This is a genomic window from Blastococcus sp. SYSU D00868 (genome assembly GCF_054050575.1).
Map to the genome: position 1 here is coordinate 53,902 of NZ_JBJGZO010000010.1, position 24,445 is coordinate 78,346.

27 protein-coding genes and 1 riboswitch are annotated in these 24,445 nt (G+C 75.7%); of the genes, 13 read left to right on the forward strand and 14 right to left on the reverse strand.

The features are described from left to right. Positions 1-61 precede the first annotated feature (61 nt). The 4 genes from ACI79F_RS11115 to ACI79F_RS11130 form a co-directional block, all read right to left on the reverse strand. Complete coding sequence (locus ACI79F_RS11115; protein WP_456546920.1) at positions 62-1,462, reverse strand: cytochrome P450; 1,401 nt, start codon at positions 1,460-1,462, stop codon at positions 62-64. Positions 1,463-1,611: 149 nt separating this feature from the next. Further along, complete coding sequence (locus tag ACI79F_RS11120) at positions 1,612-2,589, reverse strand: heme-dependent oxidative N-demethylase family protein (RefSeq protein WP_456546921.1); 978 nt, start codon at positions 2,587-2,589, stop codon at positions 1,612-1,614. Then, positions 2,586-3,563 (reverse strand): PDR/VanB family oxidoreductase, encoded by a 978-nt coding sequence (locus ACI79F_RS11125; protein WP_456546922.1) that lies wholly within the window; start codon positions 3,561-3,563, stop codon positions 2,586-2,588. The genes ACI79F_RS11120 and ACI79F_RS11125 overlap by 4 nt, the downstream gene beginning before the upstream one ends. Then, positions 3,560-4,072, reverse strand: coding sequence for a dimethylamine monooxygenase subunit DmmA family protein (locus tag ACI79F_RS11130; protein ID WP_456546923.1), 513 nt, complete (start codon positions 4,070-4,072; stop codon positions 3,560-3,562). The genes ACI79F_RS11125 and ACI79F_RS11130 overlap by 4 nt, the downstream gene beginning before the upstream one ends. A 124-nt stretch (positions 4,073-4,196) precedes the next feature. Here ACI79F_RS11130 and ACI79F_RS11135 point away from each other — a divergent pair, with 124 nt between their 5' ends. After that, positions 4,197-4,622 (forward strand): ATP-binding protein, encoded by a 426-nt coding sequence (locus ACI79F_RS11135; protein ID WP_456546924.1) that lies wholly within the window; start codon positions 4,197-4,199, stop codon positions 4,620-4,622. Between the two features lie 22 nt (positions 4,623-4,644). On the opposite strand, the gene ACI79F_RS11140 is transcribed toward ACI79F_RS11135, so the two are convergent. From ACI79F_RS11140 to ACI79F_RS11155, 4 genes are all read right to left on the reverse strand, one after another. Beyond that, positions 4,645-4,860 (reverse strand): hypothetical protein, encoded by a 216-nt coding sequence (locus tag ACI79F_RS11140; protein ID WP_456546925.1) that lies wholly within the window; start codon positions 4,858-4,860, stop codon positions 4,645-4,647. 143 nt (positions 4,861-5,003) lie between these two features. Then, entirely contained in the window at positions 5,004-7,253 is a 2,250-nt protein-coding gene (locus tag ACI79F_RS11145; protein WP_456546926.1) for an acyl-CoA dehydrogenase, read from the reverse strand. Position 7,254: 1 nt separating this feature from the next. After that, complete coding sequence (locus ACI79F_RS11150) at positions 7,255-7,746, reverse strand: Zn-ribbon domain-containing OB-fold protein (RefSeq protein ID WP_456546927.1); 492 nt, start codon at positions 7,744-7,746, stop codon at positions 7,255-7,257. Positions 7,747-7,780: 34 nt separating this feature from the next. Beyond that, complete coding sequence (locus tag ACI79F_RS11155) at positions 7,781-8,950, reverse strand: thiolase family protein (RefSeq protein ID WP_456546928.1); 1,170 nt, start codon at positions 8,948-8,950, stop codon at positions 7,781-7,783. Positions 8,951-9,081: 131 nt separating this feature from the next. Between ACI79F_RS11155 and ACI79F_RS11160 the strand changes: the two genes are divergently transcribed. Next, positions 9,082-9,693 (forward strand): TetR/AcrR family transcriptional regulator, encoded by a 612-nt coding sequence (locus tag ACI79F_RS11160; RefSeq protein ID WP_456546929.1) that lies wholly within the window; start codon positions 9,082-9,084, stop codon positions 9,691-9,693. Positions 9,694-9,755: 62 nt separating this feature from the next. Here the strand turns inward: ACI79F_RS11160 and ACI79F_RS11165 are convergent, their stop codons facing one another. After that, complete coding sequence (locus tag ACI79F_RS11165) at positions 9,756-11,096, reverse strand: alpha-amylase family protein (protein WP_456578903.1); 1,341 nt, start codon at positions 11,094-11,096, stop codon at positions 9,756-9,758. A gap of 121 nt (positions 11,097-11,217) precedes the next feature. Between ACI79F_RS11165 and ACI79F_RS11170 the strand changes: the two genes are divergently transcribed. The 4 genes from ACI79F_RS11170 to ACI79F_RS11185 all read left to right on the forward strand — a co-directional run bounded on the left by ACI79F_RS11170 (position 11,218) and on the right by ACI79F_RS11185 (position 15,807). After that, positions 11,218-12,378, forward strand: coding sequence for an RtcB family protein (locus tag ACI79F_RS11170; protein WP_456546931.1), 1,161 nt, complete (start codon positions 11,218-11,220; stop codon positions 12,376-12,378). A 247-nt stretch (positions 12,379-12,625) separates the two neighbouring features. Continuing rightward, positions 12,626-13,111 (forward strand): hypothetical protein, encoded by a 486-nt coding sequence (locus ACI79F_RS11175; protein ID WP_456546932.1) that lies wholly within the window; start codon positions 12,626-12,628, stop codon positions 13,109-13,111. A gap of 10 nt (positions 13,112-13,121) precedes the next feature. Continuing rightward, positions 13,122-14,021 (forward strand): SMP-30/gluconolactonase/LRE family protein, encoded by a 900-nt coding sequence (locus ACI79F_RS11180; RefSeq protein ID WP_456546933.1) that lies wholly within the window; start codon positions 13,122-13,124, stop codon positions 14,019-14,021. Between the two features lie 109 nt (positions 14,022-14,130). Continuing rightward, positions 14,131-15,807, forward strand: a complete 1,677-nt coding sequence (locus ACI79F_RS11185; protein ID WP_456546934.1) for a PHA/PHB synthase family protein — start codon at positions 14,131-14,133, stop codon at positions 15,805-15,807. 60 nt (positions 15,808-15,867) lie between these two features. On the opposite strand, the gene ACI79F_RS11190 is transcribed toward ACI79F_RS11185, so the two are convergent. Next, complete coding sequence (locus ACI79F_RS11190; RefSeq protein WP_456546935.1) at positions 15,868-16,038, reverse strand: hypothetical protein; 171 nt, start codon at positions 16,036-16,038, stop codon at positions 15,868-15,870. Positions 16,039-16,434: 396 nt separating this feature from the next. Beyond that, a riboswitch (cyclic di-AMP (ydaO/yuaA leader) is annotated at positions 16,435-16,585 on the forward strand. 16 nt (positions 16,586-16,601) lie between these two features. On the opposite strand from ACI79F_RS11190, the gene ACI79F_RS11195 reads away from it, so the two are divergent. Beyond that, positions 16,602-17,159 carry an NlpC/P60 family protein gene (locus tag ACI79F_RS11195; RefSeq protein WP_456546936.1) on the forward strand — a complete coding sequence of 186 codons (558 nt, stop codon included), beginning with the start codon at positions 16,602-16,604 and terminating at the stop codon, positions 17,157-17,159. Between the two features lie 51 nt (positions 17,160-17,210). Here ACI79F_RS11195 and ACI79F_RS11200 read toward each other — a convergent pair whose 3' ends face one another. After that, positions 17,211-17,579: a hypothetical protein gene (locus tag ACI79F_RS11200; protein WP_456546937.1), complete on the reverse strand. Its 369-nt coding sequence runs from the start codon at positions 17,577-17,579 to the stop codon at positions 17,211-17,213. A gap of 271 nt (positions 17,580-17,850) precedes the next feature. On the opposite strand from ACI79F_RS11200, the gene ACI79F_RS11205 reads away from it, so the two are divergent. The 4 genes from ACI79F_RS11205 to ACI79F_RS11220 all read left to right on the forward strand — a co-directional run bounded on the left by ACI79F_RS11205 (position 17,851) and on the right by ACI79F_RS11220 (position 21,391). Then, positions 17,851-18,279 carry a protein NO VEIN domain-containing protein gene (locus tag ACI79F_RS11205; protein ID WP_456546938.1) on the forward strand — a complete coding sequence of 143 codons (429 nt, stop codon included), beginning with the start codon at positions 17,851-17,853 and terminating at the stop codon, positions 18,277-18,279. 281 nt (positions 18,280-18,560) lie between these two features. Beyond that, on the forward strand, positions 18,561-19,145 hold the full coding sequence (locus ACI79F_RS11210) for a TetR family transcriptional regulator (protein WP_456578904.1): 585 nt from the start codon (positions 18,561-18,563) through the stop codon (positions 19,143-19,145). A 138-nt stretch (positions 19,146-19,283) separates the two neighbouring features. Further along, positions 19,284-20,828: an MFS transporter gene (locus ACI79F_RS11215; protein ID WP_456546940.1), complete on the forward strand. Its 1,545-nt coding sequence runs from the start codon at positions 19,284-19,286 to the stop codon at positions 20,826-20,828. Positions 20,829-20,989: 161 nt separating this feature from the next. Then, entirely contained in the window at positions 20,990-21,391 is a 402-nt protein-coding gene (locus ACI79F_RS11220; protein ID WP_456545039.1) for a hypothetical protein, read from the forward strand. A gap of 18 nt (positions 21,392-21,409) precedes the next feature. Here ACI79F_RS11220 and ACI79F_RS11225 read toward each other — a convergent pair whose 3' ends face one another. Next, positions 21,410-21,844, reverse strand: coding sequence for a hypothetical protein (locus ACI79F_RS11225; RefSeq protein ID WP_456545038.1), 435 nt, complete (start codon positions 21,842-21,844; stop codon positions 21,410-21,412). 70 nt (positions 21,845-21,914) lie between these two features. On the opposite strand from ACI79F_RS11225, the gene ACI79F_RS11230 reads away from it, so the two are divergent. Further along, on the forward strand, positions 21,915-22,820 hold the full coding sequence (locus ACI79F_RS11230; protein WP_456545037.1) for a diacylglycerol/lipid kinase family protein: 906 nt from the start codon (positions 21,915-21,917) through the stop codon (positions 22,818-22,820). 13 nt (positions 22,821-22,833) lie between these two features. On the opposite strand, the gene ACI79F_RS11235 is transcribed toward ACI79F_RS11230, so the two are convergent. Together ACI79F_RS11235 and ACI79F_RS11240 are read right to left on the reverse strand one after the other, a co-directional pair. After that, positions 22,834-23,235, reverse strand: coding sequence for a type II toxin-antitoxin system VapC family toxin (locus ACI79F_RS11235; protein ID WP_456545036.1), 402 nt, complete (start codon positions 23,233-23,235; stop codon positions 22,834-22,836). Continuing rightward, positions 23,232-23,468, reverse strand: a complete 237-nt coding sequence (locus ACI79F_RS11240) for a FitA-like ribbon-helix-helix domain-containing protein (RefSeq protein WP_456545035.1) — start codon at positions 23,466-23,468, stop codon at positions 23,232-23,234. The genes ACI79F_RS11235 and ACI79F_RS11240 overlap by 4 nt, the downstream gene beginning before the upstream one ends. A 123-nt stretch (positions 23,469-23,591) precedes the next feature. Here ACI79F_RS11240 and ACI79F_RS11245 point away from each other — a divergent pair, with 123 nt between their 5' ends. Then, positions 23,592-24,440 carry a carbohydrate kinase family protein gene (locus ACI79F_RS11245; RefSeq protein ID WP_456545034.1) on the forward strand — a complete coding sequence of 283 codons (849 nt, stop codon included), beginning with the start codon at positions 23,592-23,594 and terminating at the stop codon, positions 24,438-24,440. Positions 24,441-24,445: the final 5 nt, after the last annotated feature.

The window sequence follows — 24,445 nt, forward strand, 5'->3', positions numbered from 1 at the left end:
GTGGTCGGGCTGGTGGGCGGTGGGGTGGCCGCGGTCGCTCCGGGACGACGGCCGGGCTGGTTCAGGCGAGGCGGGCGGCCTCGCGCCGGACGGTGACCGGCTCGGCCAGCCGCTGCTCGTCGACGACCTGCTGCAGGCGGTCGATGGTCTCGGCCAGGCCCGGGCCCAGGCGCTCGCCCGGGGTGAAGGTGGCCGGCAGGTGCTTCATGCCGTTGATGACGCCGACGGTGTCGTAGTGCACCGCCCCGGCCGGGTCGCAGACGAAGTCCGGCATCCGGTCGAGCACCGCCTCGAGCATGGTCTTGAACGTCGCGCGGGCGACGTTCGAGCCGATGCAGCGGTGGATGCCCAGGCCGAAGCTGGCGTGCCGGTTGCCCTTGCGGTCGAGCTTGATCTCGTGCGGGTCCTCGAACACCGTCGCGTCGCGGTTGGCCATCGCCCACGACAGCCACAGCCGCTCGCCCTCGCGGAACTGCGCGCCGTGGATCTCGGCGTCCTGGGTGACGGTCCGGCCGTCGCCCGGCGCGGGGGTGTAGTAGCGGAGGAACTCCTCGGTGGCGCTGTCGCGCAGCCCCTCCCACTCGCGGATCAGCCGCTCCCGCTGGTCGGGGTGCCCGCTCAGCCACTCCAGCGCGTGCGCGGTCAGCGCGGTGGTGGTGTCGAAGCCGCCGCCGATGAGCAGCTGGACGGCGCCGAACACGTCGCTGTCCTCGGTCCGCCGGCCGGTGATCTCGGCGTTGATCAGCGCGTCGACCAGGCCCGGGCGCGGGTTGGCGCGGATCTCGGCGATGTACCCGTAGGTCCGCATGGCCATCTCGATGCTCTGCTCGATCACCCGCTCCATCTCGGGGGTGCCGGGCTTCGTGTAGACGGCGGCGTGGGTCGGCTCGACGTAGACCTCGTAGTCGGCCATCGGGAAGCCGAGCATGGCCATCGTCAGCACCGCCGGGACGATGTTGGCCAGGTCGTCGACGACGTCGATCCGGCCGGTCTCGATCACCTCGTCCAGGGCCGCCCGGGTGATCTCGTCCAGGACCGGCTGCCAGCGGGCGACCGCGGCCGGCGACAGGTAGGCGTTGAGCGCGTTGCGGTAGTGCCGCTGCACCGGCGGGTCCAGCAGCAGGAAGTTGCCGCCCAGCGACCCGGGCGGGCCGCTCATCGCCTTGGCCTGCTCCGGGCTCATCGACGGGATGCTGATGCCCCGGTAGCCCCGGCGCTCGCCGTGCGGGTCGTTGTCGTTGGAGAGCAGGTCGGCCCGCCGGGCGGTGTCGAACAGCTGCTGGTTGCCCGAGACGAACCAGTAGCCGCCGTCGGTGTCGTTCCAGGCGAGGGGGGCCGTGGCGTGCAGCTCGTCGGCCAGCCGGACGAAGTCGGTGCGGTAGGCGTCTCCGTGCCGCTCCAGCTGGATGACCCGCGGCGCCCGCTCGTGCACCGGTGCGGGGCTGACCTCGTCGACGCTCACGCCTGCTCCCTCTCCCTGCCCGCCCGGCCGCTCCGGGCGCGGACGTCCGCCGTCCCCGTGACGGCGTTCACAGTTCGATGAAAGAGTATCGATCGAATCGTTCGGAGCAAACCCTTGCCCCGCGCGTCCCCCGATCGGCCGGGCGCCGGTCAGTCGCCGCGGAGCAGCCAGTCGGCGGCGGGACCCCGGAAGCCGGTCAGGCCCTTGTAGGCGGCCATGTCCTCGGGCAGCTCGGCCAGCACCGCGCCCAGCCGGCGCCGCCACGGCGGCACGGCGGCGAGCTCGCCCAGCGACAGCAGGTGGGTGCGGATGAGGAAGCAGACGGCGTTCGAGACGCCGAGCCGGATGAGGTGCTGCACCTCCACGCGCAGGTGCAGCCGGTCCGGGAGCGCCGGGTCCGCGCCGATCCCGCGGCGCTCGGCGGCCCACTCGGCGCGCGTCTCCGTCGAGGTGTCCAGCCGGCGGCCGACGGTCATGGACCAGTTGGTCCGGCGGAACTCCTGCCCGGGCTGCAGCCGCAGCAGGAACTGCTCGGCCCGGGCGACGACGCCCTCCTCGGCCACCCGCGGCACCGGCCCGTGCACCTCGGCGAACCGCATGCCGACGTCGAAGCCCAGCGACCAGTCGGCGGCGAAGGTGACCAGCCCGGCGTCGACCCACAGCGCCCCCTCGCGCTCGTCGAGCAGGACGACGTCCTCCTGCACCTGGCTGCCGAGCAGCGCCAGCGGCCCGCCCGGCAGCGAGTCGTCGTCGCCGACCGTGAACGAGACGGCGGTGCCGGTCAGGTCGTTGCGCCAGTCCCAGCGGTCGCCGCGCACCCGCAGCGCGGTGACCCCGGGGAGGGTGGCGGCCAGCTCGGGCAGCAGCGTGGTGAGCGCGTCCCACGCGGCGACCCGCATGTGCGGCAGCTGCCGGCACCGGCCGGGGTCGGCGGCCAGCACGTCCCGGCGCAGCGCCAGCTCGGCCGCGTGGTCCGCGTCGACGTCCAGCACGCCCGCGCCCCAGCTGCCGGCGGCGGTCGCCACGACGCGGCGGGCCGGCTCGACGTTCACCGAGTACCGGAAGGCGTCGGCGGCGAACGGGAACGGGAAGCGGGCGGTGCGCTCCGGCAGGACGGCGGCGGTCACAGGTCGAGCTCCAGCTCGTCGCCGGCGCAGCGGGAGACGCAGGCCATGACCGCGTTCCCGGCCGCGCGCTCGGCCTCGGACAGGTACAGGTCGCGGTGCCGCGGCCGGCCGGCGGTCACCGGCAGCCGGCACTGACCGCAGACGCCCTGCCGGCACAGCGACGGGACGGCGACGCCGGCGACCTCGAGCGCCTCGAGCAGGCTGGTCCCGGCCGGCACGGGCACCCGCCGGCCGGTGCGGGCCAGCCGGGCGACGAAGGGCTCCCCCGCGTCGAGGTCGGCGGCGGAGAAGCGCTCGGCGTGCACCCGCTCGGCGGGCCAGCCCAGCGCGGCCGCCGTCTCCTCGACGAAGGCGATCAGGCCGGCCGGCCCGCACACGTGCACGTGCGTGCCGATCGGCCGGTCGGCGAGCACCGCCCGCACGCGGGCGCGCAGCGAGGCCGCGTCGGCGTGCTCGGTCAGCCGGTCGCCGCACAGCTCCCGCAGCTCGGCGAGGTGGGCGCCGGCGCCCGGGCGGCAGCCGTAGAGCAGCTCGAACGACCGCCCCCACCGGACGGCGGCGCGGGCGTGCGACAGCAGCGGCGTGATGCCGATGCCGCCGGCGACCAGGACGGCGTGCCGCGCGGTCGAGACGGGCGCGAAGGCGCTGCGCGGCCCGGTCGCGCCGATCCGGTCCCCCGGCCGCAGCCGGTGCACGAACGCCGATCCGCCGGCCCCGTCGGGGCGCAGCAGCACCGAGATCCGCCACTCCGCGGCCGGGGAGCCGTCGCCGGTGAGCGAGTAGGCGTTGTGCCGGCCGCCGCAGTCGAGCAGCAGGTGGCTGCCGGGCGGGTATCCCGGCAGCGTGCCGCCGCCGGCCCGGCGCAGGGTGAGCGTCCGGATGCCCGGCGCGGCGTCGGCGACCGCCGCGACCTCCAGGGTCGGGCCCGCACCGGCGGGGGCGGCCGTCGCCGGGGCGGGGAGCAGCGCCGTCACGTCCGCTCCTCCGGATCGGCGGCGGAACCCAGGTGGGCGCCCAGCCGGCGGGAGAGGTGGGCGTGCACGTGCAGCCGCCGCCCGCAGCCGGCGCAGGCGGCCTCGCCCGGCGCGGGCGCGCTGGTCTCGGTGGTGGCGCCGCAGGAGGCGCACCAGACCCGGCGGCGGCGGGTGTCGGTGACCGCCGCGCGGATCTCGGCGTCGAGCACGCCGAGCGCGGTCGCGCGCGCCCGGACGGCGAGGACGTCGACCTCCGGGCCGGCCACCATCAGCCGCCAGCCGACCCGCGCCCGGTCCACCTCCGCGGTGAGCAGGTCCAGCACCGCGTCGTCGGCCCGCGGGGCGGTGTGCGCCCGCAGCGGGACGTGCGCCGGCGCGGCCGCCCGCCAGCGCGCGACGACGGCGGCGCCCCGCGGCCCGAGGCCGAACAGGGCCAGCCACCGCGCGGCGGGGTCGACGTCCGGGACGCCCGGGTCCTCCCGCGGGTCGCTCGTGACCGCCGTGCCCACCGCCGTCTCCCTCCGCCGTCGTCCGCCACGGTCCCACGGCGACGGCTCCCCCGGAGGAGGGCGGAGTCGTGGTCCCCGCGTCCACCTGGCAGGCTGGCGCGCACGGGCCGACGGGAGGGGCGGGATGGACATCGCGTTCAGCGTGACCCTGCCGGTCGAGACCGACAGCGTCCCGTTCGCCCGGGGACTGTGCCGCCAGGCGCTGGAGCACCTCGGCGTGCAGCAGGCCGTCATCGACGAGATCGCGCTCGCCCTCACCGAGGCGTGCGCGAACGTGGTGCAGCACAGCGGCGAGCACGCCCGCTACGAGGTCGGGGTCTCCATCGACGACCGGCGGTGCCTGATGACCGTGTGGGACGACGGCGAGGGCCTCGACCCCGCGGCCGCCCCCACCACCCGCGCGGGCATCGAGCGGGCGGAGGGCGGGACCGGTCTGCTGCTCATGCAGGCCCTGGTGGACCGGCTGGACTTCCGGCACGACGACGACGGCCGGCACCGGGTGACGCTGGAGAAGCAGCTGGCCGGCCGCCCGCCCCTGCGCCTGCTCTAGGCGTGGCGGGCCGGGACGGTCGTCAGCGGACGGCGAGCGCCCCGACCTCGTCGAGCTCGAGGAGCCGGGCCAGCCGGGCGGCGCGGGCGGCGGCGTCGCGGGCGGCCGGGTCGGACCCGGCGGCGCGCTCGCACAGGCAGGTGAGCTGGCGGACGGTGATGCGCCGCCACGCCAGGCGCCGGCGGTCGGCGTCGACCTCCGCCGTCGCGGTCGGCGCCGTCGGCTCGGTTCCGTGCATCGCCGTCCTCCTCGGTCCTGCCGTCGCACCCGTCTGCCGGGGCGACGCTCCCGAAGATAGATCGGGAACTGTCGAAACGTCCAGTCCGTGGGGCCGCGCAGGCCGGCGGCGGGGGTACGGACCTGATCCGGCGGCCCCGGCGCTCACCCGGCCGGCCGGCTGCGCGGCAGCCCGAGCCGGCGCTCGGCGACGATCTCCCGCTGCACCTCGCTGGTGCCGCCGTAGATGGTGCTGACCGGCGCCTTGCGGAACGCCTCCTCGACGTCGCCGCGCAGCGGACCCTCCCGCAGGAGCGCCCGCTCGCCCAGCAGGCCGGTGAGGACGGCGACCCGCCGCTGCTCGGCCTCGCTGGAGAACAGCTTGGCCATCGACCCCTCGACGCCGGGCATCCCGCCGGTCGAGGCGACCCACCGGACCCGGAGCCCGAGCAGCCGGGCGACCTCGTCGTCGACGGCCAGCCGGGCGAGGGACTCGGCGACGGTGGGGTCGTCCAGCAGGGGCGCGCCGTCGTCCCCGGGGGTCTCCCGCGCCCAGGCCGCCACCCGCTCCACGAGCGTCGGGCCGCCGGGCGCGACCGCGGTGCCGCGCTCGTGCACCAGCGCCACCCGCATGACGCCCCAGCCGCCGTCGACGTCGCCGATCCGCATCCGGTCGGGCACCCGGACGTCGGAGTAGAAGGTGGCGTTGGTGCGCTGGCCGCCGAGGGTGTGCACCGGCTGGACCTCGACGCCGGGCGCGTCGAGCCGAGCCAGGAGCAGGGTGAGCCCCTTGTGCTTGGCCACCTCCGGATTCGTGCGGGTCAGCAGGAACACGTGGGTGGCCACGTGCGCGGTGCTGGTGAACATCTTCGAGCCGTTGACCACCCACTCGTCGCCGTCGCGCACCGCGCGCATCGAGGCCGCCGCGACGTCGGAGCCGGACCCGGGCTCGGTGTAGCCGAGCACGATGACCACCTCGCCGCGCAGCGCGGCCGGGACGATCTCCCGCTTGGCCTCCTCGGTCGCCACGGCGAGGATCGTGCGGGCGACCATCTCGGTGGTGATCCAGCCGTCCATCCGCAGGCCACGGGCGCCGATCTCCTGGAACACGGCCAGCGCGTAGCCGGGGTCGACGTCGGTGCCGCCGTACTCGGCCGGCCAGCCGGCGCCCAGCAGCCCCTGCTGCCCGAGCAGCGCGTGCAGCTCGGGGTTGTGGTGCGTGCCGGTGGCGTGCTCCAGCTCCGCCCACTCGGGGCGGACGTGCCGGTCGGCCCACGCGGCGGCGGCCGCGCGGAACGCGGCGAGGGAGTCGTGCTCGGTGAAGTCCGGTGAGGACCTCGTCCTCCCCACCCCTCGCACGCTCGGGGCGGTGCCCCGGACGAGGCCGCGGGCTTCGGAATCCGGGCCGAACAGGTCGGCGGCCAGGGCGCGCAGCTCGTGCCGGGGCGCGCCCAGCGCGAGCGGCCACGCCGTGGCCCGCCGGTGGTACAGCTGGACGTCGTACTCGAGCGTGTAGCCGTAGCCGCCGTGGAAGTGCAGGCTCGCCGCGGTGGTCTGCTGCGCGGTCCCGGCGGCGAACAGCAGCGCCATCCGGGCCAGTGCCCCGGCCCGCGGGTCGCCGGTGTCGCGGGCCCAGGCCGCCTCGTGCACGAGCAGCTCGGCCCCGTCGCCGGCGGTCGCCACGTCGGCGAGCCGGTGCTGCACCGTCTGGAACCAGCCGATCGGCACCCCGAAGGCGTGCCGCTCCTTGACGTAGTCGACGCCCAGCCGCAGCGCCTCCTGCCGCACGCCCTCCAGGGCCGCGGCGGTGAGCACCCGCAGCAGCGACAGGGCCGCGGCGTGCGCGGTGCGCGCCTGCTCCCCGATCGCCAGCACGGTGCGCCGCGACCAGGCGGCGGTCGTGACCTCCGCCAGCGCCGCCGAGCCGAGGTTGGGCAGCAGCCGCGCCGCCGTCCCCTCGGGGCGGGACAGCGCGACCAGTTCGTCGCCGTCGAGGGCGACCACGACGTCGGCGACCGCGGCGCCGGAGACCGGGCCGGCGGAGCCGGCGCGCAGCGGCCGCGGGGCGAGGACGGGCAGCACCCGGCCCTCCCCCGCGCCGTCGAGCAGGTCGCGGGCGCCGGCCCGGGCCAGGGCGTCGGCGGCGGCCAGCGCCTCGACCAGCGGCACCGGCGCGACCCGGCGGCCGGCCTCGATCGCGACGACCACGAGGTCGGCAGTGCCGGCCCCGCCGCCGCCGAGCTCCTCGGACACGCCCATCGTCGGTGCGCCGGCGGCGACCAGCGTCCGCCAGAGCGCGTCGTCGTGGCCGCGCTCCTCGGCGGCCCGCACCCGCTCGGAGCTCGCCTCCTTGCCGAACAGCTCGGCGAACGCACCCCGCAGCGAGAGCTGGTCCGCGCCGAGCGAGAGGTCCACGTCAGGCCACCGTGGCGGGCTGGTTCGCGGGGTCCAGGGCGGCGTCGGCAGCGGCGTCGGCCCGGTCGGGCTCCGGGGCGTCCGCCGCGGCGAACCGGTAGACCGTGACGTCCTCGCCGGGGATCTCCTCGAACACGATCCGCAGCGGCATCCCGACGTACAGGTCGGCCGGGTCGATGCCGACGGTGTTGCCGAGGACGATGCAGCCGCGCGGCTCCTCGGCCAGCTTGGCCAGCACCACCGCGTAGGGGACCTCGGCGTCGAACGCGCCGGGCCCGCGGTGGACGACGCTGAAGCTCCACACGGTGGCGTCGCGGCTGACCGGCGTCCAGGTCTGGTCCTCGCTCAGGCAGGAGCGGCAGGCCGGGAACGGCACCCAGTTGTAGTGCCCGCAGTCGTCGCACCGGGGCACGCGGAACTCGCCCGCGGCGAGGCCGTCCCAGAAGGGCCTGTTGGCCGGCTCGACCTGCGGCAGCGGCTTGAGGTAGGTCATGTCTGCTCCTCGGGTGGGTGGTCGGACGGCGGGTTCAGTCGGCGGCCATGACGAGGACGCCGGCCATGCCGTGCACCGCCCAGCCCTGCTGGAGCGAGACGCCGATCCGCGCGTCGGGGACCTGCCGCTCGCCGCACTCGCCGCGCAGCTGCCGGACCACCTCGATGGTGTGCATGCCCGAGGGGTCGCCCGCGTGGCTGTTGGAGAGCAGGCCGCCGTCGGTGTTGGTCGGCATCGAGCCGCCCAGCCGGCAGTGGCCCTCCTTGACGTAGGCCGCGCCCTCGCCGAGCTTGCAGAAGCCCATCTCCTCGAGGTCGCGGATCGTGGTGATGGTGAAGCAGTCGTAGAGACCGGCGACGTCGATCTCGTCGCGGCCGATGCCGGCGATGTCGAACGCCCGGTCGGCCGCGCGGCGGACCGCCTTGCCCTCCTCGGGGAACCAGGGGTCGTTGATCGTGGTGTAGAAGTCGGTGTAGGTGGACTCCGCGCCGCCGAGCACCCACACCGGCGTCGTCCGCGCCGACCGCGCCCGCTCGGCCGAGGTCATGACGATCGCGTAGCCGCCGTCGTTGTCCAGCGAGCAGTCGAGCAGGTGGAGCGGCTCGCAGATCGGCCGGCTGGCCAGCACGTCCTCGACGGTGATCTCGCCCTTGCGGCCCATGATCGACTCGGGGTTGAGCGTGGCGTGGTACCGGGTGAACACGGCGACCTCGGCCAGGTCGGCGTGGGTGACGCCGAACTCGTGCATGTACCGCTGGGCCCACAGCGCGTACCACGTCGTCATGTAGGCCCCGGACCGGGAGAAGCTCCAGTCCGGCACCCGCGGGGCCCTGTCCTGCACGGCGGTGCCCCGCGGGCCGACCAGCGAGCCGGCCTTGCCGTAGAAGAGGACGACGACCTCGCACATGCCGTTCTCGATGGCCAGCGCCGCCTTGGCCAGCGCGCCCGACGCGCCGCCGGTCTCCATCAGCCCCAGCGGGCGCTCGCCCAGCTGCGCGGCCCAGAACTGCGTCGCCGACGTGCCCGGCAGGTGGTCGGACATGCTCATCGGGATGATCCCGTCGACCTCCTCGATCGGGATCCCGGCCTCGTCCAGCGCGCCCTTGATCGCCTCGAGCTGCAGCGAGAACGAGGTCCGCTCCGGCAGCTTGCCCTGCTTGGTGGTGTACACGCCGGCGATCGCCGCCTGCCTGGGTCGGGGCACGGTTCTCCCTCTCGCTCGGCCACCCTCCGGGCGACCCCGATGAGACACTTGCTACCCAACTTGTATCGCACGTATCGTCCGCCGGGCAAGGGCCGCGGACGAGGGCCCACCGGGGACCGGAGGAGGCGGGCATGGCCTCCGGGCTGAGCGAGGAACTCCCGCCGCCGGCCGACCCGGACACCCGGGACCGGATCCTGCGGGCGGGCATGGAGTGCGTCGCCCGGTACGGCCGGGCCAAGACGACGATGCGGGACGTCGCCCTCGCGGCCGGGCTGTCCCGGGCGACGCTGTACCGCCACGTGGCCGACCGCGGCGAGCTGTTCAACGCCATCCGCGAGTTCGAGCGCGCCCGCGACCTCGCGCTGATCACCGAGCGGGCCGCGCGCACGACCACGCTGCCCGATGCCGTCGCGGTGATCGGCGAGGTGCTCGCCGCGACCGGCATCCGGTACCGCCAGGGCGAGCACCTGGCCGCCGGCGACGAGAGCCTGGCCCGGTTCCTCGGGCTGCGGCTGGGGCGCGACCGGGAGCGGGTCGCCGCGCTGGTCCGGCCCTACGTCGCGCGGGCCGCCGCGGCCGGGGAGCTGCGCCGCGGGGTGTCGGCCGCCGAGGCCGAGGAGTGGATCGCGCTGGCGCTGACCCCGGCCGGCGCGCTGACCGGCCTGCGCTCGGTGGACGTGCGCGACCCCGCCGCCGTCGGCCGCTGGCTGGCCCGCCTGACCTGCTCGGGCCTCGTCGCCTGACGCCGGCCTGCGCGACGGGGTGTGCCCGACCGCGCGCGGATGGAAGTGCGCAGCCGGGCGGCTCAGCCGCCGAGCACCGCCCAGCCGCCGGCCGGCAGCGTGACCCGGTCGCCGTCCAGCCGCGCCTCCCCCGCCCGCACGTCGCGCGCCCCGGGCGCCCGCAGCGTCACCGGCGCCGGAGCCGTGGAGAGGGCGACGAGCAGCCGGCCGCCCGCCCCCGAGGACGCGTAGACCAGCGTCTCGTTGGCCACGTCGAGCACCTCGGTGCGCGCGGCGTGCAGCCAGGGGTGGCGGCGGCGCAGGCCGAGCAGCTCCTGGTGCAGGGCGAACGTGGGCAGGCCCAGTCGGGAGAGCTCCTCGGGCGTGGCGGGGAACGCCGGCCGGACGGCGTCGTCCCCGCCGGGCCGGTCCTCCTTGACGCCGCGGAAGGCGTGCTCGTCGCCGGCGTAGACGGCCGGGGTGCCGCCGACGGTGGCCAGCACGGCGACGGCGTGCGCCAGGTGGGCGGGGTCGGTGAGCCGGCTGGCGATGCGGGTGACGTCGTGGTTGCCGAGGAAGGTGTACGGGACGAACCGCTCGACGAACCCGTCGTGCCGGCGCAGCGCGTGGGCGAGCTCGTGCAGGTTGCCGTCGTTGAGCGCGCTCCACACGGCCTTCCACAGCTCGTACTGGGTGACCGAGTCCAGCCGGCTCTCGGCGACGAAGCGCGGGTAGTCGCCGTGGATCACCTCGCCCATCAGGTAGGCGCCGGGGTGCCGGGCCCGCACCCGGTCGGCGACCTGCGCCCAGAACGACGTCGGGACGGCGTAGGCGGCGTCCAGCCGCCAGCCGGCGATGCCGCGGTCGAGCCAGTGGCACATGACGTCGGCGACGTGGTCGACGACCGCCGGGGCGCCGTGGTCCAGGGCCACGAGGGAGGAGTGGCCCTCGAAGTCGTCGTACCCCGGCTCGACGCCGGGCCGCCAGGCGTCGGGGCCCCCGGGCCAGCGCAGCCGGAACCACGAGGCGGTCGGCGCCGACGGGCCCTGCTCGAGCACCGCCCGGAACGCCGGGTGGCCGCGGCCGACGTGGTTGAAGACGCCGTCGAGCAGCACCCGGATGCCGCGGGCGTCCGCGGCGGCGAGGAGGGCGTCGAAGTCCGCGTCGTCGCCCAGCCGGGGGTCGATCCGCCGGTGGTCGGTGGTGTCGTAGCCGTGGGTCTCCGACGCGAAGACCGGGCCGAGGGCCAGGCCGTTCGCGCCCAGCTGCGTGACGTGGTCCAGCCAGGCGGTGAGGTGGCTCAGGCGGTGGGCGACCGGGGCGTCGGGGCCGCGCTCGCGCTCGGCGCCGACGAAGCCCAGCGGGTAGACGTGCCACCAGATGACGTGCTCGACCCACTCCGGCTCGCTGACCACGGAACCCACCCTGACATCCGTGTCGGCCCGCCGGTCCGGGCGGGTAATCCGCTCACGCCCGAGCCCGCGGCCGCGAACACTCCGCGTCCTGCCCGGACGCCCGTCGGGGCAGCAGCGAAGAGAGAGGACGATGGAGAAGATCAACGACCGGCTGCTCAACTGGGCCTCGATCCTGGAGGACTCGACCCGCGAGCAGGCCGAGCGCACCGCCGCGATGCCGTTCATCCACCCGCACCTGGCCCTCATGCCCGACGCGCACCTGGGCAAGGGCGCGACGGTGGGCTCGGTGATCCCGACCGACGGCGCGATCATCCCGGCGGCGGTCGGCGTGGACATCGGCTGCGGGATGATGGCGGTCCGCACCCAGTTCGACGCCGCCGACCTCCGGGGCGACCTCGCCGTCCTGCACGGCTGGATCTCGCGGGCCGTGCCGCTGTCCGCGGGGCGGTACAACAAGCGGCTGACCGAGACGGCCGCGCCGCGGGTCGAGGAGCTGCGCGCGCTGCCCGGCGCCGGGCAGGCCGACGGCGCCGCGCCGAACTGGCCGCTGCAGCTGGGCTCGCTGGGGTCGGGCAACCACTTCATCGAGGTGTCGCTCGACGAGGCCGACCGGGTGTGGCTGTTCCTGCACTCCGGCTCGCGCGGGGTCGGCAACAAGCTGGCGTCCAAGCACATCGCGATCGCCCAGCAGCGCTGCCGCGAGCAGGGCGTCGAGCTGGCCGACCGGGACCTCGCCTACCTGGAGGAGGGCACGCCGGAGTTCGACCGGTACATCGAGGCGCTGCGCTGGGCGCAGCGGTTCGCCTTCCTCAACCGCGAGGAGATGATGGACCGCGTCGCCGACCAGCTCGGCCGGTTCCTGAAGACGGACGTCGAGCGGCGCGACGAGATCTCCTGTCACCACAACTACACCGAGCGCGAGGAGCACTACGGGCGCGAGGTGTGGCTGTCCCGCAAGGGCGCGATCTCGGCGCGGACCGGGCAGTGGGGGCTGATCCCGGGCTCGATGGGGGCGGCGTCCTACGTCGTCGTCGGCCGGGGCAACCCCGAGTCGCTGATGTCCTCGCCGCACGGCGCGGGGCGCAACCACTCGCGCAACGCCGCCCGGCGGCTGTTCACGCGGGCCGACCTGGAGAAGCGGATGGCCGGCATCGCGTGGGGCCACTCCGACGCGTTCCTCGACGAGCACCCGGATGCGTACAAGCCGATCGACCGAGTCATGGACGACGCGGCCGACCTGGTCGAGATCCGGCACACGCTGCGCCAGATCGTGAACGTCAAGGGCGACTGACCCGCCACCCGGCCGGTCCCCTGAGCGTCGTCGTGCTCTGCCCACCCCTGAGGGCAGAGCACAACGATCCGCGCACCGAGGTGGTCCCGGGAGCCTCCGCCACTGCCCACGGCCGGTGGGCAGTGACCGAGCGTCCGCGGAGCACATGTGCTTCCGGGAACCTCCGCCACTGCCCACGACCGGTGGGCAGTGACCGAGCGTCCGCGGAGCACATGGTCGCCGCCGCCCTACGGCCTACGGTGGCCCGGTGCCGGATCCTGACCCGACGACGGCGGCGTTGCCCCTGCTCGACGAGCACGCGACCACCGTCGCGGCGCCTCCGGCGGCGGCCTGGCGGGCGGTGCTGAGCACCCTGCACGACACCTTCGCCGCACCTGCCGCCCGCGCGGCGGCCCGCGCCCTCGGCTGCGACCCGGCGACGGCAGAGGGCTGGGGCCGGCCGGGGCCGGGCTCGACGCTCCCCGGCTTCCGCGTCGTCACCGCCGACGAGCCGCGGCTGCTGGAGATCGCCGGCCGGCACCGGTTCTCCCGGTACGCGATCGTCGTCCGGCTCGAGCTCACCGCCGGCGGCACGCGGGTGCGGCTGGAGAGCCGCGCGGCGTTCCCCGGCCCGCACGGGCGGCTGTACCGGCTGGCCGTGGTCGGCAGCGGCGGGCACGTCGTCGCCGTCCGCAGGCTGCTGGCCGGCGTCCGGGCGGCGGCCGGGAGGAGCATCGACAGCGGGCCGACCTAGGGTCCGCGGCATGGCGGAGCGAGAACTTCGGACGGTCCTGAGCGGCGGCGCCTTCTTCGAGGGCCCGCGCTGGCGCGACGGCACCTGGTGGGTGTCGGACTTCTACCGGCACACGGTGAGCCGCGTGACGACGGACGGCGAGGAGACCGTCCTGTTCGAGGTCGAGGGGCAGCCGTCCGGGCTGGGCTGGCTGCCGGACGGGTCGCTGGTCGTCGTCTCGATGAGGGACCGCCGCCTGCTGCGCTGGGCCGACGGCGAGCTGTCCACGTACGCCGACCTCGCCGGGCACTGCGGCGGGCACCTCAACGACCTGGTCGTCGACGGGCAGGGCCGGGTGTTCGTCGGCGACTTCGGCTTCGACCTGATGGGCGGCGGCGACGCGCACGCCGCGACGCTCAAGCGGGTCGACCCCGACGGCTCGGTGCACGTGGTCGCCGACGGGCTGCAGTTCCCCAACGGCGCCGTCATCACCCCCGACGGCGACACGCTGGTCGTCGGCGAGACCCTCGGCAACCGGTACACCGCGTTCGACCTGGACGGGGACGGCGGGCTGTCCAACAGGCGGGTGTGGGCGTCGCTGGGACCCGAGGTCACCGGCCGGACCACCGAGGAGGTGCTCGGCCAGGTCACCGTCGCCCCGGACGGCTGCGCGCTGGACGCCGAGGGCCACATCTGGTCGGCCGACGCCGTCGGCGGCCGGGTCGCGCGGATCTCGCCGGAGGGGTCGATCGTCGAGTCGGTGCCCGCGCCCGAGGGCCTCGGCGTCTTCGCCTGCATGCTCGGCGGCGAGGACGGCACGACGCTGCTCATGTGCTGCGCGCCGGACTTCTACGAGCACAACCGCGCCCCGGCACGGGAGGCCGTGCTGCTGGCCACCGAGGTGGGCGTCGCCCACGCCGGCCGCCCGTGAGGCCTCTACCACACGTGTGACGCATCCCCTCCTCCGGCCGGGTCCAAAGGCCCGGTCGGAGGAGGCCCGGCGTCCCTAGCGTTCGTGGCACCGACGAGACGGAGGCGCCGTGACCGCAGTCCAGCACCCACCGACCGCAGCGACCACCCGCACCCCGGCGGTGACGCCCGCCCGGGAGACCGCCACCCCCCGCTCGCGCCGCGGCACGGCGCTCGCCGGCTCCCGCGCGCTCGGCGCGGAGACCGTGCGGCTGAGCCGCGAGCTCGCCGCGATCGGCCTGGGCCTGGAGCGGGAGCCGGCCCCGACCGCGGACGAGCGGTTCGCCGACCCGGCCTGGCGTGACCACCCCGGCTACCGCCGGCTCGGCCAGGGCTACCTCGCGTGGTCGGCCTCGCTGGACCGGCTGGTCGACCGGTACGAGGCGAGCGGCGCGGGCTGGCGGGAGGTGGAGCGGGCCCGGTTCGCGGTGCGTGCCCTGGCCGCCGCGGCGTCCCCCACCAACACCCTCGCCGGCAACCCGGCGGCGCTGAAGCGGGCGCTGGACACCGGCGGCGCCAGCGTCGTCCGCGGGCTCGGCCGGATGCTGGAGGACGTCCGGAGCAACGGCGGGATGCCCGCGCTGTGCGACCCGGCCGCGTTCACCGTCGGCCGGAACCTCGCGACCAGCCGCGGCGCCGTCGTCTACCGGGACGACGTCGTCGAGGTCATCCAGTACGCGCCGACGACGGCCGAGGTGCACGCCCGCCCGCTGCTCGTCATCCCGCCGGTGATCAACCGCTACTACCTGTTCGACCTCCGCGAGGGGCGCAGCTTCGTGGAGCACGCCGTCGGCCGCGGCTTCTCGACGTTCATCGTCAGCTGGCGCAACCCCGGCAGGCAGCACGCGCACTGGGACCTGGACACCTACACCGAGCGGCTGCGGCGGGCGGTGTCGGTGGTCCGGCAGGTCACCGGCTCCCCCGACGTCAACACGGTCGGGTTCTGCGCCGGCGGCATCCTGCAGACCCTGCTGCTCAACCACCTCGCGGCGATGGACGACGCGAGCGTGCACAGCGCCGCCTACGGCGTGACCCTGCTGGACTTCGGCGAGCGCGCCCCGATCGGCGCCTTCGCCGGCAAGTTCGTGACCGGCCTGGCCCGGCGGGTGTCGCGGGCGCGCGGCGTGCTCGGCGGCAGGTCGCTGGGGTCGGTGTTCAGCCTCATGAAGCCCGGCGACCTGGTCTTCGACGGCCTGGTGAACCAGTGGCTGCAGGGCGAGCCGGTGCCGGCCTTCGACGTCCTGGCCTGGAACGCCGACGCGACCAACCTGCCCGCCCGGCTGCACGACCAGTTCCTGCGGATCTTCCGCGACAACACCCTCGTCCAGCCCGGCGCGGTGACCGTGCTCGGCACCCCGGTGGACCTCGGCGAGATCACCGTGCCGACGTTCGTCACCGGCGCGGTCACCGACCACCTCACCCCGTGGCGCGGCTGCTACCGGACGACGCGGCTGCTGTCCGGGCCGAGCACGTTCGTGCTGAGCAACGGCGGCCACATCCAGAGCCTGGTCAACCCGCCGGGCAACCCGAAGGCCCGGCACTGGGTCGGCGGCGAGACGGTCGCCGACCCCGAGGAGTGGCGGGCCGGCGCCGAGGAGCGGATCGGCAGCTGGTGGGAGACGTGGGCCGACTGGACGGCGGTGCGCTCCGGGCCGCGGGTGCCGGCGCCGGCCGAGCTGGGCAGCGTCCGGCACCCGGTGCTCGACCCGGCGCCCGGCCTCTACGTGCGCGACCGCACGCCCGCCTGACGCGCAGCGACCCCCGCCCGGCGGGTGCCGGACGGGGGTCGCTGCGCGAGGTGCGGTCGATCAGTGCACGGGCCCGCGCCCGCGCCCGGCGCCGCCGCCGCGCTTCTTGTTCTGCTCGCCGATCTTGGCGATCATCTGCTTGATCTTCTCCTGGTTCTGCGGCTTGCGCGCCTCCTGGACGAGCTTCGCCGCAACGCCCGAGGCGATGAGCTTCCGGAACATGCCGGCCATCTGGGATCTCCTCCTGTCGTGGACCGTGTCGTGTCGCTGGACCGTCTCGGGTCCGTCGGACCGTCGATGCCCGGTCGGGGATCGGATCAACCGCCGGGTGCACTCCGGCGACGTCCTGCCCAACGGCCGGTGACGCTGGGTGGTGCCGGTGCGGCGTGTCGGCGATCGGCGTGCCGCCCCGCGCGGCGCGGGCCGGCGGGTCTCGATACGCGCAGGTCCGCCCAGGTCAGGCCGGGGTTCGGGACGCTGACACGCCACGGAACCGGACGCGGTCGCCAGGCGTGTCCGGCCCCGCTCGCCCGGATGTGGGGCGGAAGGGGCGGTCCTACGGTCATCGCGTCCGTCGGGGCCACAACCCGTCGCTGAAGAGCTGGCGACACCCGGCGGACCCGCCGAACCGGGCACGGGCCGCAGCGCCCGCCCGGGCCGGGGACCCACGGTGAGCACTGGGGTGAAGCCTGCGCTCGGACGTCGTCGTCCGGGCGGGGCCGGGCGATTCCCGCGTCCGAACCCGACAGCTAACCCGGTAGGCGGATCCGGAGAACAAGGAGAACCCGCCGTCCATGGCGATCGTCCGCACGTCCTCGCACGCCCGCATGCCCCGCTCCGCCCGAGCCGCCGTCGTCGCCCTGGCGGCCGGCGCCGGTCTCGCGCTGACCCCGTCCGTCGCCTCGGCCAACGCCGTGCCGGCCGCCGTCCCGGCCACCGTGCCCGCCGCCGTCCCGGCGGCGGTGCCCGCGTCGGTGCCGAGCTACGCCGCGCCGACCCCGGCGGCCCAGCGGGCGGTCGACACCGCGCTGGCCCAGGTCGGCAAGCCCTACGCCTGGGGCGGCGCCGGCCCGAACAGCTTCGACTGCTCCGGGCTGGTCCAGTACGCCTACCGGTCCGCCGGCATCAACCTGCCGCACTCCTCGCGCATGCAGTCGCGGATCGGCCTGCCCGTCAGCCTGTGGCACATGCAGCCCGGTGACCTGCTGTTCTTCTACAGCCCGGTCGGCCACGTCGGCATGTACATCGGCAACGGGATGATGGTCCACGCCTCGACCTACGGTCAGCCCGTCAAGGTGGTCTGGGCCGGATCGGTGCCCGGCTACGTCGGATCGGCCCGCCCCGCCTGGTGAGCACCTCCCCGGAGCCCCGTCCGCGCCGTCGCGGCCGGGGCCCCGGGGCGCTCAGCCGCAGGGGGAATGCGGCTGGTCGGCGGGGGCCAGCGAGAACACGGCGTCCGGGTCGCGCGGCCACGAGGTCAGGAACAGGTAGCCGAACCGGGTGTTGAGGTGCGCCTCGGGCCCGGCCTCGACCACGGCCCGCGCCAGCGTCGTCGGCGCGTGGTTGCGGTAGCGGGCGAGCCGGTCGCCGTCGGCCAGCGTGACGACGTCGTCGTCCACCCCGAGGACGAACACCGGCCGCCAGTCGGCGAGCCCGCCGGTGTGGCAGAGCAGGATCGTGCTCCGGTGCGGCGAGTGCCCGGCCGCCCGCCGGGAGCAGGTGCTCCCGGTCGCGAGGCCGGGTCGAGGCATCGGGTTCACGTCGTTGGGCACGGTGTCCTCCCCCAGGTGGTGCTGTCGGCGACGGTCCTCCCCCGCCCGCGCGCGGGCATGCGCCGGACCGGGCCGGGACCACGACGACGGGTGACGCGCTCCCCCGCCCGGGTGGCCGGCGCCCGGCCGGCGTGACGCTGCGCGACCACGCGCGGACGCCGCGCCGCCCGGCGGGCCCGTCCGTGACGTAGCGCGACGAACTCCCGCCTCCCGGCGCGGCGGCGGGTGTAGGACCACTGCGTCCACCCCGCCGAGACCCAGCGGAGCAGCGATGTTCCTCACCGACACCCCGATCGTGGAGCACTCCGCCGACCCGACGGCGGTGCAGGACGCGGCGATCGCGTTCGTCCTCGCGCAGGAGGCGGCGGCGGGCCGGGCGGCCCGCGACGTCCGCGGCAGCCGCACCCCCGGCGACGTCGTCAGCGGCGACCGCACCGTGGAGGTGCGTGCGGTCCCCGGCTCGGTCCGCGGTGAGGACGTGTGGCTGGAGTCGCGGCTGTACGACATGGCCCGCGCCCACCCCGACCGGTTCTGGTTCTACGTCGTGGAGAACACCGGGCAGGGCGACCCGGCGGCGTTCCGGCTGCTGCGCCTCGGCGGCGAGCCGCTGCAGCGGATGCTCGAGCAGGCGACCAAGCGCCGCTACTACGCCGTCCCGGTGCCGGCGGGGTTCGGCGAGGAGCCGGTCGTCGCCTCCTGACCGCCGCCGGCGGGCGGACCGCCGAGAAGGCCGGCACGGCGCCGATCAACCCGAGCGCGGCGATGCCGATGGCGATGCCGATGGCGATGCCGATGGCGATGCCGACCTGCCGGAACGTCCGAGTGCCCCCCACCGCCATGCGGGATCGCTCCGGCGCCCGGTGAACAGGACGTGAGGTCGAAACCCGGACGCAGTAAGAACTTGTACTGGGTACAGGTTCGGGTCTAGCGTCGGCGCCCATGAGGAGATCGGCGGACGATGCGCAGACCCAGCGCTGTCCCGTGTCCGCCGTCATGGGGCTGCGGGAGCGCAAGAAGCTCGCGGCCTGGCGCCTCATCCGGGCGACCGCGCTGCGGCTCATCGGCGAGCGCGGGTTCGACGCGGTCAGCGTGGAGGACATCGCCGCCGAGGCCGGGGTCTCGCGGACGACGTTCTTCAGCTACTTCCCCAGCAAGGAAGCCGTCGTCTTCGACCTGGACCCCGAGGAAGTACGCCAGTGGCGGAACCTGCTGGAGAACTGTCGTACCGACTTGCCACTCTGGGACGCGCTGACCGACCTCGCGTTGGGCCTGGCGCGGATCCTGGCCGAGCGGCTGCCGCTGCAGAAGCGGCTGCTCGAGCAGTCCCCGGGGTTGTGCCGGTCGGCGCGCGGTGCCTGTGACGGCTTCGAGCCCGAGCTGCGCGAGTGGCTGGGCCGGCGCTGTCCGGACGCCGACGACGTGCGGACCGCCCTGGTCCTGAACACCGCGCTGGCCGCGATCACCACGGCGGTCGACGCGTGGGACCCCGACCAGCCCTTCGAGGAGTTCCTGCAGCTCGTGAGCGACTGCCTGCGCTGGGCCGGCGCAGGACTCGCCACTCCCTGACGCACCGCGCACCTGAGATCCGAGGCCCGGCTCTGACCCGCCGGGCGCACCACCGCACGGGACGACGCACCGGCGGCCGTCCCGCACCGCACCACCACTCGATGCACTGCGCCCTGCGCAGGAAGGACGGCTCCACCCATGTCCGCACCAGAAGGACTCGTCACCCCCACCGCGGGTGGCATCGCACCCGACCAACCGCCGCCGGCGCCGCCGGTCACCGACGGGCCGGACCCCAAGCGGTGGCTCGCGCTCGGGGTGATCGCGATCGCCCAGCTGATGATCATCCTCGACGCGTCCATCGTGAACGTCGCGCTGCCGGTCCTGCAGGCCGACCTGCTCATCAGCGACGCGAACCTCCAGTGGGTCGTCACCGCGTACACGCTGGCGTTCGGCGGGCTGCTGCTGCTCGGCGGCCGGATCGCCGACTTCATGGGCCGCAAGCGGGCGTTCATCGTCGCGCTCGTCGGCTTCGCGATCGCCTCCGGCCTCGGCGGCATCGCGCCGAACGAGGGCCTGCTCTACACCGCCCGCGCGCTGCAGGGCGGCTTCGCCGCGCTGATGGCGCCGGCCGCGCTGTCGCTGGTGACCATCACCTTCACCGAGCCCAAGGAGCGGGCCAAGGCGTTCGGCGTCTTCGGCGCGATCTCGGGTGGTGGCGCGGCGATCGGGCTGATCCTGGGCGGCGTGCTCACCGAGTACGCCTCGTGGCGCTGGACGCTGGGCGTCAACGTGCCGATCGCGCTGGCCGCGGCCGTGCTCGCGATCCCGCTGGTCCGCGAGAGCCGGGCCGAGGGCGACCGGCACTTCGACATCCCCGGCGTGCTGCTGTCGGGGCTGGGGCTCGTCAGCCTGGTCTACGGCTTCACCAAGGCCGCGGAGGAGGGCGCGGGGTGGGGTGACCCCGTCACCGTCACGCTCCTGGTGGTCGCCGCCGTCCTGCTGGTCGCGTTCGTCGTCTGGGAGTCGCGGACCGCGAACCCGCTGCTGCCGCTGCGCGTGGTGCTCGACCGCACCCGCGGCGGGTCGTACCTGCTGTTCCTGCTGGTCGGCGCCGGGCTGTTCGCGATGTTCCTGTTCCTGACGCTCTACTTCCAGCGGACCCTCGGCTACACCCCCCTGGAGGCCGGCTGGGCGTTCCTGCCCTTCAGCGGCGGCATCATCGTCGGCGCCGGCGTCGTGTCGCAGCTGCTGCCCCGGGTGGGGCCCCGGCCGCTGATGATCGTCGGTCTCACGCTCGCCACGGTCGGCATGCTCTGGCTCACCCGGATCGGGGTGGAGAGCGCCTATGTCACCGACGTGCTGCCCGCGGAGCTGCTCATGAGCCTCGGCCTGGCCGCGACCTTCGTGCCGACGGCCAGCACCGCGCTGATCGGGGTGGAGCAGCGCGACGCCGGCATCGCCTCGGCGGTGCTGAACACCGCGCAGCAGGTCGGGGGCTCGCTCGGCCTGGCGATCCTCACCACGGTCTACGCGTCGTCGGTGACCGGGTGGTTCGAGGACAACGCGGCGCGCCTGGCCGATCCGGCCTTCGCCGCCACGGCCGAGGCCCAGGCGTCGGTGAACGCCTACCAGGGCGCGTTCTTCACGGCGGCGGGGCTGTTCGCGGTCGCGTTGGTCCTGGCGGTCGTGCTCATCCGCGCCAAGAAGGAGGACCTGCCCACCGAGGCCGCGATCGCGGCCTGACGGACACCTCCGGCGCGGCGGCGCCGGTGGCCGGGTGCGCCCGGCCGCCGGCGCCGTCGCCGTTCCCGGCTGCTCCCGGTCGCACCGTTCCGGGCTCACGGGTTCCGGTTTCCCCGATCGAGGTGTAGGACGGGAGGACGTCGGCCGGAGGGGGATCCGCGATGACGACGACCGAGCTGCGCGAACCGAGACAGATCGAGGACGCGGCGATCGAGTACGTGATCGAGCGGGAGCTCGCGGAGGGCCGGCAGGCGCGGCGGGACGAGGCCGCCGACGGGGTGGTGCGCGGCGACCGCATCATCGCGGTCAAGGCGTGCGGCACCACCTCGTGCGGCGCTGAGCTCCTGCTGGAGTGCAGCCAGTACGTCGCGGCCCGGGACGACCCGGAGCGCTCGTGGCTGTACCTGGTGGAGAACGTCGCGCAGGGCGACCCGGCGCTGTTCCGGCTGATCCGGGTCGGCGGGGAGCGGCTGCAGGAGCTGGTCGAGTTCGCCCGGGAGCGGCGCTACTGGACGGTGCCGGTGCCCGTGCGGGTGTACGACGACGAGCTGCGGATGGTCTGACCGCCGGGCGCCGGGAGCTCAGGACGCGACGCCGTCCACGATCTCCTGGCAGGCGGTGCACCGCGGCGCCGAGCGCTCGAAGTGCTCCGGCGGCAGCAGCAGCCGGCAGGTCGGGCACCAGCGGAACGACTGCCGGCGGCGGGTGGCGATGTCGCGCGCCGCGGCGCTGAGCGCGGCCGGGCGCAGCCGCAGGTCCTCGCCCGCGAACGGCCGGTCGTCGACCGGCTCGTAGCGCAGCCGGACCGGGCCGTCCCAGTGGCCGCGGGGGCGGGCGAGGACGAGGTCGCGGCCGTCGGCGCCGATGAGCACCTGCACCGGCTCGCCGGTGCCGAACCACTGCCGCTCGGGGCGCAGGTCGACGACGTCGTCCCGGCGCTGCCAGCCGCGGCCCAGCAGGCGGTGCAGCATCGGCACCGGCACCTGCAGGAGGCCGGCCAGGTCGGCGTCGTCCACCCGGCTGTTGTTTCCCCGTCGCGCACGCGGTCACGCATGCGGGCGGCGGGGCGGGTCTACGGTCCTGCCCGTGGCCGGGCTGCTGGTGACCGTCAACTCCTCCGCGGGGACGGCGGACGACGAGGCGGTCGAGGCCGCGCTCGCCGAGCTGCGGCGCGGTGCGGACGTGGCGGTCGTCGAGACCTCGCATGCCGACGAGCTCGTGGACGCCATCCGCGCGCACCCCGACCGGCGGCTGGTCGCGATCGGCGGCGACGGCTCGGTGCACGCGGCCGTGCGGGCGCTGGACGCCGCCGGCGCGCTGTCCCCCGACCGGCCGCTCGGGGTGATCGCCCGCGGGACGGGCAACGACCTCGCCGGGTCGCTGGGCCTGCCGCGGGACCCGGCCGAGGGCGCGCGGGTGGTGCTCGAGGGCCGGCCGCGGCCGCTGGACCTGGTCCGCGACGACGCCGGCGGCATCGTGGTGAACGCGGTGCACGCGGGGGTGGGAGCGCGGGCCGGGGCGCTGGCGATGCACGTCAAGCCGGCGCTGGGGACGGCGGCGTTCCCGGTCGGCGCCGTGGCGGCGGGGGTGTCCACGCCGGGGGCGGACCTGCGCGTGGAGGTGGACGGCGCGGTGGTGTCGGCGCCCGGCTGGGCCGCGGACGGCGAGACCGGCGTGCTGATGGTCGCCGTCTGCAACGGGCCGACGATCGCCGGCGGCCGGCCGCTGGCGCCCGACGCCGAGCCGGACGACGGGCTGGCCGACGTCGTCGTGGTGACGGCGACCGGACCGGTGGCGCGGACGGCGTTCGGGCTGGCGCTGCTGCGCGGGGACCACCTGGCGCGCGCCGACGTGACCGTCGTCCGGGGGGCGCGGGTCGCCTACTCGGGGGTCGCGGTGGACGTCGACGCGGACGGGGAGATCACCGAGGACGTCGCCGCGCGGACGTGGACGGTGGACCCGCGAGCGTGGTCGGTCGTCGTCCCGGGCTGACGGCCACCTCTGATCAGGGCGCCGCCGGCGTACGGAAAACGCAGCGGGGTCCGGACGCGGCGGCCAGCCGGCGATCCAGCGTCCAGAGCGGCACGGCCAGCTCCTCGGCCAGCGCGACGTAGGCGGCGTCGTAGGCGGTCACGGTCGGGTGCAGTGCCCAGACCCGCTCCCCCAGCGGCTCGAACGGGAAGACCGCGATCGGCATCTGCACGAGATCCCGGTGCGCGAGGGCGGCGGTCTCGCGGCCGAGCCGACCGGTGAGGACGGCCCGCCGGAGCACGTTGGACACCTCGACGTACAGGTGCGAGGGCGCCACCGGCTCGTGCTGCCGCAGACCGCCGCGCGCCCACTCCCCGTCGGCCCCGGCATCTGCGAGAGCCGCCACCACCACGGAGGCGTCGACGACGATCGTCACCGGCGGTCGTCGTCGCGCAACCGGGCGATCTCCTCCGCGGACAGGTGCGTGCGGGTCGCCAGCAGCCGGTGCTCGACGCGATCCCACAGCTCAGCCGGGCTGGGCCGGCGAGCCAGCTCGACCAGGCGTGCACGGACGTACTCCTGCAGGGACTGGCCGGCCCGCGCCGCCCGCGCCGCCAGCTCCGCGCGCGTCTCGTCAGGGACGTCTCGGATCGTCATGGAGATCGGCATGCATGCAATCTAGCAGCGTCACCTGCAGTGTGCTGCACCCGCTTGCTGCGTGCGTGCGGCAGGCTGTCCGCCATGACAGGCGATGGTCCTGAGTGGCCTCGTTCGGCGGGCTCCGGTCCGGTGGTGGTGGTCGGCAAGCTGGTGGCCGACCAGGTGCTGGAGCTGTCCGGGCCGCTGGTGACCGGCGGGCAGCAGCGGGTGGTGCGGACGACGACGGCCGGCGGCGCGCCGGCCAACGTGACCGCGGGGCTGGCGCGGCTCGGGGTGCCGGCGCGGCTGGCCGGCTGGACGGGGGCCGACGCGCTGGCCGACGGCCTACTGGCGGGGCTGGCCGACCGCGGGGTGTCGCTCGCGGTGGTACGGCGGGGCCGGGCGCCGCTGTCGGCGGTGCTGGTGCACCCCGACGGCGAGCGGACGCTGCTCACCGACCGCGGCGAGGGCGGGCTGGAGGCGGCCGACGTCGCGCCGGCGTGGGTCGCCGACGCCGCCGTCGTCCACCTGGACGGCTACGACCTGCTGCGCTATCCGCGGGCGCTGTGCGAGGCGGCGGCGCTGGCACACGAGGCCGGGGTGCCGGTGAGCGTGGACGTCGCGGCGGCGACCCGGATCGCGCGGCACGGGACGGCGGCGTACGTCGAGCTGCTGGCCGAGCTGGAGGCCGACGCGCTGTTCTGCAACGCCGCCGAGGCCGCGGCGCTCGGCCTGGGCGGCGAGCTGCCCGGGTGGGCGCCGGAGCTGGTGCTGGTGCACGCGGGCGCCGGGGCGACGCGGGTGGTCACCCGGTCGGCCGCGCTCGAGGTGCCGGTGCCGCCGGTGGCGTCCGTGCGGGACACCACCGGCGGCGGGGACGCGTTCGCCGCCGGGGTGCTGGCGGGGTGGCGCGCCGGGGTGCCGGTGGCCGAGGCGGTGGCCGGCGGGCACGCGGCGGCCGCCGTGGTCGCCGGGGTGGTGGGCGCTCTGCCGCCCCGGTGAGACCG

Bases quoted from the DNA above. Each gene is read 5' to 3' on its own strand.
- ACI79F_RS11170 (WP_456546931.1), top strand. From the start codon at position 11,218: ATGGAGAAGATCAACGACCGGCTGCTCAACTGGGCCTCGATCCTGGAG.
- ACI79F_RS11220 (WP_456545039.1), top strand. From the start codon at position 20,990: ATGACGACGACCGAGCTGCGCGAACCGAGACAGATCGAGGACGCGGCG.
- ACI79F_RS11150 (WP_456546927.1), bottom strand. From the start codon at position 7,746: ATGACCTACCTCAAGCCGCTGCCGCAGGTCGAGCCGGCCAACAGGCCC.
- ACI79F_RS11160 (WP_456546929.1), top strand. From the start codon at position 9,082: ATGGCCTCCGGGCTGAGCGAGGAACTCCCGCCGCCGGCCGACCCGGAC.
- ACI79F_RS11140 (WP_456546925.1), bottom strand. From the start codon at position 4,860: ATGCACGGAACCGAGCCGACGGCGCCGACCGCGACGGCGGAGGTCGAC.
- ACI79F_RS11215 (WP_456546940.1), top strand. From the start codon at position 19,284: ATGTCCGCACCAGAAGGACTCGTCACCCCCACCGCGGGTGGCATCGCA.
- ACI79F_RS11135 (WP_456546924.1), top strand. From the start codon at position 4,197: ATGGACATCGCGTTCAGCGTGACCCTGCCGGTCGAGACCGACAGCGTC.
- ACI79F_RS11205 (WP_456546938.1), top strand. From the start codon at position 17,851: ATGTTCCTCACCGACACCCCGATCGTGGAGCACTCCGCCGACCCGACG.
- ACI79F_RS11240 (WP_456545035.1), bottom strand. From the start codon at position 23,468: ATGCCGATCTCCATGACGATCCGAGACGTCCCTGACGAGACGCGCGCG.
- ACI79F_RS11195 (WP_456546936.1), top strand. From the start codon at position 16,602: ATGGCGATCGTCCGCACGTCCTCGCACGCCCGCATGCCCCGCTCCGCC.
- ACI79F_RS11180 (WP_456546933.1), top strand. From the start codon at position 13,122: ATGGCGGAGCGAGAACTTCGGACGGTCCTGAGCGGCGGCGCCTTCTTC.
- ACI79F_RS11190 (WP_456546935.1), bottom strand. From the start codon at position 16,038: ATGGCCGGCATGTTCCGGAAGCTCATCGCCTCGGGCGTTGCGGCGAAG.